General features: G+C 58.0%; 1 protein-coding gene. It reads right to left on the reverse strand.

Annotation, left to right across the window (positions count from 1 at the left end; genetic code table 11):
• Positions 1–84 precede the first annotated feature (84 nt).
• A complete protein-coding gene (locus Q7V20_RS06695; RefSeq protein ID WP_304788468.1) occupies positions 85–9,348 on the reverse strand; it encodes an Ig-like domain-containing protein in 9,264 nt (3,087 codons plus the stop codon).
• Between the last annotated feature and the right edge of the window lie 236 nt (positions 9,349–9,584).

The following is a 9,584-nucleotide window of genomic DNA, read 5'->3' on the forward strand; positions in this document are numbered from 1 at the left end:
AAAAAAAATGGACGCATCGAACACCGTCCATGGCAATGGGATTGACTCAAGCGGCATTAACTTGGCGGTTCTTATTCGTGATGCCTATTTCGGTAACTCCTTGATAAAAATCAACCTGCATTGATTTGTAGGGACTACCAGGACGCCGGTGTTGCGGTTGTAGTGCGCGACCAAGGTTGTGCCCCGGACGTCGATTTTCAGGCGGTCGCCGTAGCGGAAGCCGTCCAGGCTGATGGTGGCCTGGCTGAGTCCGCCGCCGTCAGGGTCGTCGAACGCCAGTCCCGTCCAGGGCCGCACCGGTGCATGGCCTTCGGCGTAGTGGGCGCTGTCCGGCAGGCCGGTGATGGCTTGCACGGGGGTGCCCGCCGCCGCGCCCAGGAAACCGGGGTCGACGATCCGGCCGTTCTCGGTCAGGTCGTCGTCGCCTTTGGCGCCGTCGGTGTAGGTGATGACGAGGCGATCCAGGCTGCCGTCGCCGTCGGTGTCCAGCAGTTCAGCGCCGTCGTCATAGGTCGACAGGTCGCCGTCCGCCATGTAGGCGTAGACATGGTCGGTGGGGTTGTCCGGCGTCTTGCCGATTTTGTAGTAGGTGTCCGAGGTCACGCCGGCCGGCAGTTCGATGACGATCCGGGTCTGTACCCCTGCCCGGCCGGCGTCGAGGTCCGCCAACCCCGCACCGCCAGGTGCGGCCTCGACGGTGAAGTCCAGCAGGCCGCCCATGACCGGGTCGGCGCTGATGGCCGCCAGTTCGGCGGCGACCGCATCGCCGTATTGCGTTTGCGCTTGGGCGGGCGACAGGATGCCGACGCCGGTCAGTTGGGCGCTGTTGTCCAGCGCCACGGCACCGCTGCCGCTGCCCAGGTCGCCGACGATGATCGCGCCAAAGCTGGAGGCCGGGGCGTTGGCCCCTTGCGTGAAGTCGTCCGCCGAGGTCAGCGGCAGTGTGGTGACGTTGGATTGCGCGGCATCCGCGATGCCGTCGGCGTTGAAGTCGCCGTCGCCGCCCGCGTTTTCGGTCGTGCCTGCCACGCCGTCCAGGTCGGTCACGGTGTCGGTGCTGCCGTTTATGGTGACGGTCAGCGTCGCGGTGCCGGTCAGGCCGCCCGCGTCGCTGACTGTGTAGCTGAAGGTGTCGGTCAGGGTGTCGCCGCTGTCCAGCGTCTGTACGGTGCTGTTGCTGTTGTCCACGGTGTAGGCGTAGCTGCCGTCGGCGTTCAGGGTCAGGCTGCCGTAGCTGCCCGCCGTGACGCCGCCCACGGTGCCGCCAGCCACGGCGCTGACGGTTTTGCTGTCGCCGCTGTCAAGGTCGGTGTCGTTGGTCAGGACGTTGCCGGTCGGGTCGGTGCCGGGCGTATCGTTGTCGCTGCCGCCCGCTTCGGTGGCTATGGCGGTGTCGTTGACGGCGACCGGGGCATCGTTGGCGGCTGTGCCATTGATGCTGATGCTGCCCACTATAGCCGGGTTGATGCCGTCGCTCAGCGTGACTGTGGCAGTGGTGTTGGCATGGCCGTTTGCCACCGGGATAAACACTATCGCGGCCAAGGCGGCATTGACGTCGGCTTTGGACCCGCTCACCGTCCACTCACCCGTGCCGGGATTATAGGCTTCGCCATGCCCGCTGTTCGCGGTCAGCGTGCCGACGCTGCTGCTGTTCCCCGCCATCGTCACGGTTACGGTGAAGGTGTCCGGGTCGGGATCGGTTATCACGATGTCGGCTATCAGCGCCAGGGTGTCTTCGGTGTAGTTGACGATCTGGGTCAGGTTGCTGGCGATCGGGGCGGAATTGGTCTCCACCGCGTAGGTGTTGGCGTCCGTGGTGCCGCTGCCGGTGTTGCCCGCCAGGTCGCTGACCCCGGTGTTGTCCAGCGTGAGGGTGTTGCTGGCGTCGGTGACGCTGACGGCCGGTGTCAACGTCGCCGTCCAGGTGATGCCGCCGTCGGTTGTGCTCGGCGCATCCAGGCTGCCGTTGGCCACGGTCAGGTCGGCGGTACTCAGGCCGGTCACCGCTTCCGAGAAGGTCAGCGTCACCAGCGAGGTCTCGCCTACGGTCAGGACGTTGTCCGCCACCACCAGGGTTGCCGTCGGGCGAACGGTATCCACCGCGTAGGTGTTGGCAGCCGCTGTGCCGGTGCCGGTGTTACCCGCCAGGTCGCTGATGCCGGTCAGTTCCAGCGTGATGCTATTGGTCGGGTCGGTAATACTGGCAGCCGGTGTCAAGGTGGCTGTCCAGGTGATGCCGCCATCACTGGATGACAGGTTGGACAGGCCACCGTTTTCAACCGTCACATTAGCGGTGGTGAAGCCGACTACTGCTTCGGTGAAGGTGAAGGTTACGGTTGGGGTATCACCAATCTTCAGAGCGGTGTCGGACAGGGTGATGGACGATGCCAACGCCGGAAGCACGGTATCCACCGCGTAGTTGCCGCTGGTGGCGTTGCCGCTACCGGCATTGCCCGCCAAATCGGCGACTCCGGTTAAATCGAGCGTCAAGGTATCGGTGGCGGCAGAAGCACCGGCGTTGGGTGTCAACGTGGCCGTCCAGGTGATGCCGCCATCGCCGGTGGTCAGGTTCGACAACGCGCCATTGGGAACGGTGACATCGGCTATCGTAAAGCCCGTTACCGCTTCGGCAAAGGTGAAGGTCACGGTCGCGGTGTCGCCGATTTTCAATGCGGTGTCGGACAGGGTGATGGCGGAAGCCAGCGCCGGCCTTAATGTATCGACAGCATAGTTGCCGCTGGTGCTGTTACCGGTGCCGGCATTGCTGGCCAGATCCGTCAGTGCCGTATAGTCCAACGTGATGATATTGGTGGCATCGGTCACGCTGATTGTCGGAGTCAGACTGCCTGTCCAGGTGACGCCGCCATCGGACGAGCTTAAGCTGCTGACCGCGCCGTTTTCCACCGTCAAATCAGCAATGGTGAAGCCTTGCACGGCTTCGGTAAAAGTAAAGGTCACCGTCCCCGCATCACCCATTTTCAGCGCCGTATCAGAAATGGTGATGCTGGAGGCCAACGTTGGCCGCACGGTGTCCACCGCATAATTGCCCGAAGTATCCAAGCCGGTGCCCGCATTGCCGGCCAAATCCGCGACGCCGGTCAAATCGAGCGTCAGGATATTGGTGGCGTTGGTCGTGCTGGCGTTCGGTGTCAGCGTTGCGGTCCAGGTGATGCCGCCATCACCGGTGATCAGATTCGATAATACGCCATTTGGTGTGCTGACATCTGCAATCGTAAAGCCCGATACTGCTTCGGTGAAGGTGACGGTGATAGTCGCCGTATCGCTGATTTTCAGCGCGGTATCGGAAATCGTGATGCTGGAAGCCAGGCTTGGCCGCGCCGTATCGACGGCAAAATTACCCGAAGTATTCGTGCCCGTACCGGCATTGCCTGCCAGATCGGTGAGAGTGGCCATGTCCAGCGTCAGGGTGTTCGTGCTGTCGGTGACGCTGGAATCCGGCGTTAAGGTGGCGGTCCAATTAATACCGCCATCGCTGGTGCTCAGGTTCGACAGTGTGCCGTTGGCCACAGTGACATCGGCAACCTCAAAACTTTGCACGGCCTCGGTGAAAATGAAGGTGACAGTGGCCGTATCGCCAACTTTCAACGCCGTATCGGAAATGGTGATGCTGAATGCCAGATCCGGGCGCACCGAGTCAATTGCATAATTACCAGAATCGACCGTGCTGGTGCCAGCGTTGCCAGCGTTGTCGGTTACGCCGGTGTAGTCCAACGTCATGATGTTAGTGCTATCGGTAACGGCAGCGGTGGGCGTGAAGGTTGCAGTCCAGGTAATGTTATCTTTGCTGCTCAAATTCGACAGCACGCCATTGGCGACTTTGACACCCGCCGTCGTAAAGCCATCTACCGCTTCGGTAAAGACGAAGCTCACCGTGGCGGTTTCGCCGATTGCCAGATTGGTGTCGGAAATGCTGATGCTTGACGCCAGCGCTGGGCGGACGGTATCGACTTCATAATTGCCTGAGTCTTCGCTACCGATGCCTGCATTGCCGTTCAGATCGGCGAGGCCCGTCATATCCACGGTCAGTACATTCGTGGCATCTTGGACGCTGGCAGTTGGCGTGAGTGTCGCCGTCCAGGTGATGCCGCCATCGCCAGTGATCAGATTCGTCAAAACGCCATTCGGTACCGTCAAATCTGCGCTGGTGAAGCCGGTGACAGCTTCGGTGAAGATGAAGGTCGCGGTGGTGGTTTCGCCGATTTTCAACGCGGTATCCGAAATCGAGATCGTAGTCGCCAGCGTTGGCCGCACCGTATCGATCGAATAGTTTGGTGAATTGGTGGTGCCGACACCGGCATTACCGGCTATGTCGGTGTAGCCAGTGTTATCCAGCGTCAACATATTGGTGGTATCTTCTATGTTGGTCGTTGGCGTTAAGGTCCCCGTCCAAGTGATGCCGCCGTCAGACGAACTCATGCCAGTGACTTTGCCGTTTTCCACTTTCAGATCTGCGGTGGTAAAGCCACTCACAGCCTCGGTGAATTTAAACGTCACGGTCGCGGTATCACCGACTTTCAAAGCCGTATCGGAAATCGTGATCGCCGATTTCAAAGCCAAAGCCGGCGCGGTGTTGTCTATCGTCACCGAGCTGGCGCTGGAAGCGCTGCTGACATTGCCGGCCACATCGGTTGATTTCAACGTGATGTTATGCACACCACCGCTCAGCGACGAGGTGGTGATGGACCATTTGCCTTGCGCATCGGCTGTGGTGGTGCCAATGTTAATTTTGCCGCCAGTGTCAAACAGATTGACAATTGCTAGGGCATCGGTGGTACCGGAAAAATCCAGCGTATTGGCGGTGGTTATGCCGTCAGAACTGGAGACTCCGGTATCACTGCCGGCTGCCAGCGTCGGCGCCGCAGGTTGGATTGGCGAGGTGGTATCAATCATCACCGTCAGACCGCTAGAGGCTGTGCTGAGATTGCCTGCCGTATCGGTGGCCTTGGCGGTGAGATTATGCGAGCCTTCGCTTAGCGTGGAACTGGTGATCGACCACACCCCGGAGCCGTCTGCCTTCACCGTGCCCAGCACCGTGCTGCCATTCGTATCGTACAAGGTGACGCTGGCATTGGCTTCTGAGGTGCCGTTGAAGATCGGTGTCGTGGTTTTGGTGATGTTATCGCTGTTGCTGGTGCCCGTATCGCTGCCCGAGGCCAGATCGGGGATACTGGGCGCACTGGGCGCGGTGGTGTCTATCGTCACTTCCAGATCGCTGGAAGCGCTGCTGATATTGCCGGCCGTGTCCGTGGCTTTTGCTGTGAGCGTGTGGCCGCCTTCGGAAAGCGTGCTGCTGGTGAGGCTCCAGTTGCCGCTGCCATCGGCGGTGGTGGTGCCCAGCACCGTGCTGCCATCGGTGTCATACAGCGTAATCGTGGCATTGGCTTCCGCCGTACCTGTAATGGTCGGCGCGGTGACTGTGGTAAGGCCATCGCTGTTCGAGCTGCCGCTATCGCTGGCAGTAGCCAGCACGGTAGTTGGCATATCCTGTGCTTTGGTATCGACCACATAGGCCTGAGAAGCGACGGTACCTGGATTGCCTGCGGTATCCACCACCCGCACTTTCAAGGTATCGCTGCCAGTCAATGTCACGCCGGACAGGCTCCAGGTTTTCTGGCCGGAAGCGGCGGTGGCATCTTGCCAGGTTGAGCCATTATCAATCGATACCTGTACAATTTCATCTGACGCGAGATTGGTATCGACCGTGCCGGAAACGGTTTGCGCTACGGTTTTGGTGATGAAATCGCTGCTGAAGCTGCCGGTATCGGCGGAAAACTTCAGCGTATCGACCAACACCGTGGGTGCGGTCAAGTCTATCGTCACCGTCAGATCCGTCGATAAGCCGCTTTCATTGCCAGCCAGATCGGTGGCCATCACCGTTACCGTGTGCGCACCTTCGGACATGGTGGAGGCGGTCACGCTCCAGTTGCCGCTGCCGTCTGCGCTGATGCTGCCAAGAGAAGTTTTGCCATCACTGTCATACAGCGTGACACTGGCATTGGCTTCTGCCGTGCCGGTGAAGGTAGGAGTGGCGGTGCTGGTAATGTCGTCAGTGTTGGATGAGCCTGTGTCACTGCTGCTGGTCAAATCTGGTGCGCCTGGGTCGCTCGGCGAGGTCATGTCCACCACAATCGTGAGGCTATCCGAAGCGGTGGTATCTTGGTTGCCTACCACGTCATATTGTTTGATCGTCAGGACGTGCGTGCCTTCGGATAAACCGCTCAAGGCATTGCTCCATTTGCCACTACCATCGACTGCGAAGGTGGCGATTGGCGTGGGGTCTGCACCGTCGTACACCTCAATATAACCATTCGCTTCAACATCACTACCACTGAGTGTAGGGCTATCGTTCGAGGTGATGCCATCGCTGTTCGAGCTACCCGTATCGCTTTTGCTGTCCATTACTGGCGTGCCGGGCTTGCCCACTGGCGCAGTGAGATCAATCGTCACATCCAACTTGGAACTGGCGCTACTGACATTGCCTGCCAGATCGGTGGCTTTGGCGGTGAGGGAATGCAAACCTTCAGAGAGTGCGCTGGTGGCATAACTCCATTTGCCCGTGCCATTCGAGGTGCCAGTTTTCAATACCGTGCTGCCATCGGTATCGTACAGTGTGACGCTGATACTAGCCTCGGTAGTGAGATTAATGGTAGGCGTGGTTTTATTCGTGCGGTTATCGTTGTTTTTATAGCCACTATCGGAAGCCGCTGCCATATCCAGCCCCGTCGGCGCGCTCGGTGCGGTGGTGTCTATCGTGATCAGTTGGCTGGCTTCGCCACTGACATTGCCAGCCACATCCGTGATCGTGGTTTTGATCGTATGCTCGCCTTCAATGAGCGTGGTGGCAGTGATGCTCCAGTTGCCACTGCCATCGGCCGTGGTCGTGCCGAGCAAAGTCGAGCCATCAGAGTCATACAGTTTGATGGTGGTATTGGCTTCGGCGACGCCAATGAAGGTTGGCGTGGTGTCATTGGTGATATCGTCAGTGTCAGAGCTGCCACTATCTGAGGCTGCATCAAGATCAGGCGCAATGTCGCCTGGCGCGGTGGTGTCAATAATCACCGCTGACAGTTCACCTAAGGAGTTACCACTGGCAAGGCCCGGCAAGGTCAACGTCGCATCGACTGCGCTGTCACTGGTGGCCTTCATCGTGCCGCTGTTCAAGCTCAGTGCGCTGGTATCGAAGTATTGCAAATCACTGCTGTTATCGTCCGTCTGCACCAGGTAGCTGAAGGTCAATATCTTGCTGCCGGAGCCTGAGGTGTAGGTGGCGTAGTGATCGGTGTCGCCAGTTTCCAGCAGAATACGCGGTGTGCCACCACCGGTGTCAACTGTCACGTTTTGGTCGAAATACACCGCCATCGTGACCGTGTCGCCCTCTTTGTAATAGCCATTGCCGGACGTTTGCACCACCTTAGCGACGGCTGGCGCAGGCGTTGTTACTGTAACGGTATTGGTGGTGTCCGAAATATCGTCATCGGCGATAGCTCTGTTCCAGTCGTCAGCCGCTTCCAGGTTATAGGTGACATTGTCGGATGCCTTGCTGCCGTTCTTATCCATAATCGCAGCTAAACCGGCGATATCAGTGCTATTGAGCGTGATCGAGAAGCTGGTAGCGTCAGTGATATCGACATCGTTAGAGGTCAGCGTATAGGTGCTATTACCCTTGCCCGTGAAAGTCAGATAGCTGACGATAATGTCATTGTTGGAGCCTACTGTGGCGACCAGATTTGTACCTGTCACCGTGAGCACACCAGTGACGGTGTTGTAAGTTGATGAAGTGATACTTGGCGTCTGGATATTGCTGGCAGTAACGGCGTTGCTGGAATCGACGCTTGCCAGCGCGGTATTCCATGTGCTGGCAGCGGAGATATTGTAGGCGGTGGAATCAACCGCCTGGGTGCCGACTTTGTTCATCAAACCGTTGATAAAAGTCTTGTCCAGCGTATTCAGCGTGATGGTGAACTGGGTGGCGCTAGTGACGTCGACATCGCTGGAAGTCAGCGTATAGGTATTTCCGCCTTCACCCTTTAAGGTCAGATTGCCGACCGTAATATCATTAGTAGCGCCGACCTTGCCGACAAAGTTGGTGCCGGTTACCACCAGTGCGCCAGTGTTAGCGTTATAGGTGGCCTTGCTGATCGCAGGCCCAGTGATATTCGTGACAGTAATTGCATTGCTGGTATCGGCGTCGGCGAGCGTAGAATCCCAACCTGACGCTGCCGATAGATTGAAGGTGGTCGAATCAATCGTCTTGCTGCCGACTTTATTCAGCAGGCCATTGATCGCGATTTTATCGGTGGCTGACAAAGTAATCGCAAAACCGGTCGCGCTGGTGACTTCGACATTGCTGCTGGTCAAGGTATAAGTATCGCCACCCTGGCCTGTGATGGTCAGGTCGGAGGCGGTAATGTCGTTCGTGCTGCCCAGCGTGCCGACCAAACGGGTCCCGGTGACCGTCAAAATACCGGTGGACGCATCATAAGCGGAGCCGCTGATAGCCGGCGATGTGACGTTGGTGACGGTGAGGGTATTCCCGGTTAAATCGGCACCGGCGAGTGAGGAATCCCACCCGGTGGCGGCGGCCATGTTGTAGGTGGTCGAATCGAGCGAGGAGCCGCCGTCTTGATTCAACAAGCCATTGATCGCTAGTTGATCGGCAGCATTCAAGGTCACCGAGAAGCTGGTCGGGCTGCTCGCTTCAACATCGCTAGAAGTGAGCTGAAAGGTGCCGCCGGCTTGGCCTTTCAAGGTCAAATTGGCCACTGTAATATCGTTTGTTGAACCGCTAGTAGCAACAAAGCCAGAACCGGTTACGGTCAATACGCCAGTTGAGGCGTCATAATCAGCGGTTGAGACGACTGGCGAAGAAACGCTGGAAACGGTGATCAGATTCGTGCCGTCTGCCGGTGCTGAGGCGGCGGTGGAATCCCAGCCGCTGGCAGCATCGAGGTTAAAAGTGGTGCCACTGCTGTTAGATACCGTCCCAGTTTTGTTCAGCAAGCCTTCCACCGCGAGCTGATCGGCAGCATTCAAGGTAATCGAAAACGCTGTCGCGCTGTCGGCCGTAACACTGCTAGAAGTGAGCGTGTAGGTGTTACCGTTTTCGCCTTTGATGGCCAACTTGCTCGGCAAAATCGTGTCGCCAGTGGTCATGTCAGCGGCAGTCACCGCTAGCACATTGGTACTGGCGTTGTAGGTAGCGCTGGTGATGGTGGGGGAAGCGGCTGCCGATTTGATGGTGGTAAAAGAAAAATCATCCAGCGTTAAATAGTGAAGCTTGTTGCTATTAGTGGTTGCCGTCATGACCAATTTGGTAATTTCGGTCATGCCACTAAAGGTGATGGTAGTCGCGGCTGGGCCTGCACCTGTGGCGCTGGAGGTATTGGTGTTGATTAGCGTGTTGCTCGCATCATAACCTTTGAAGACGGGTGTGATTAAAAGTGTGGGGATTCTGTAAAATACCGTTATTTAACTTGACTTAGCCCATGGACACAAACAAAGATCAGATTTTTATCAGCCGCCTTAACCAACACCCAAAGCTACGTGAGCGAATGGAAGCCTTG

It is taken from the genome of Aquabacterium sp. (assembly GCF_030652515.1).
Lineage (GTDB): Bacteria > Pseudomonadota > Gammaproteobacteria > Burkholderiales > Burkholderiaceae_C > Aquabacterium.

What these genes read in the sequence shown, in the direction of transcription:
- Q7V20_RS06695 (WP_304788468.1), bottom strand. Translation starts at nt 9,348, where the DNA reads ATGACCGAAATTACCAAATTGGTCATGACGGCAACCACTAATAGCAAC.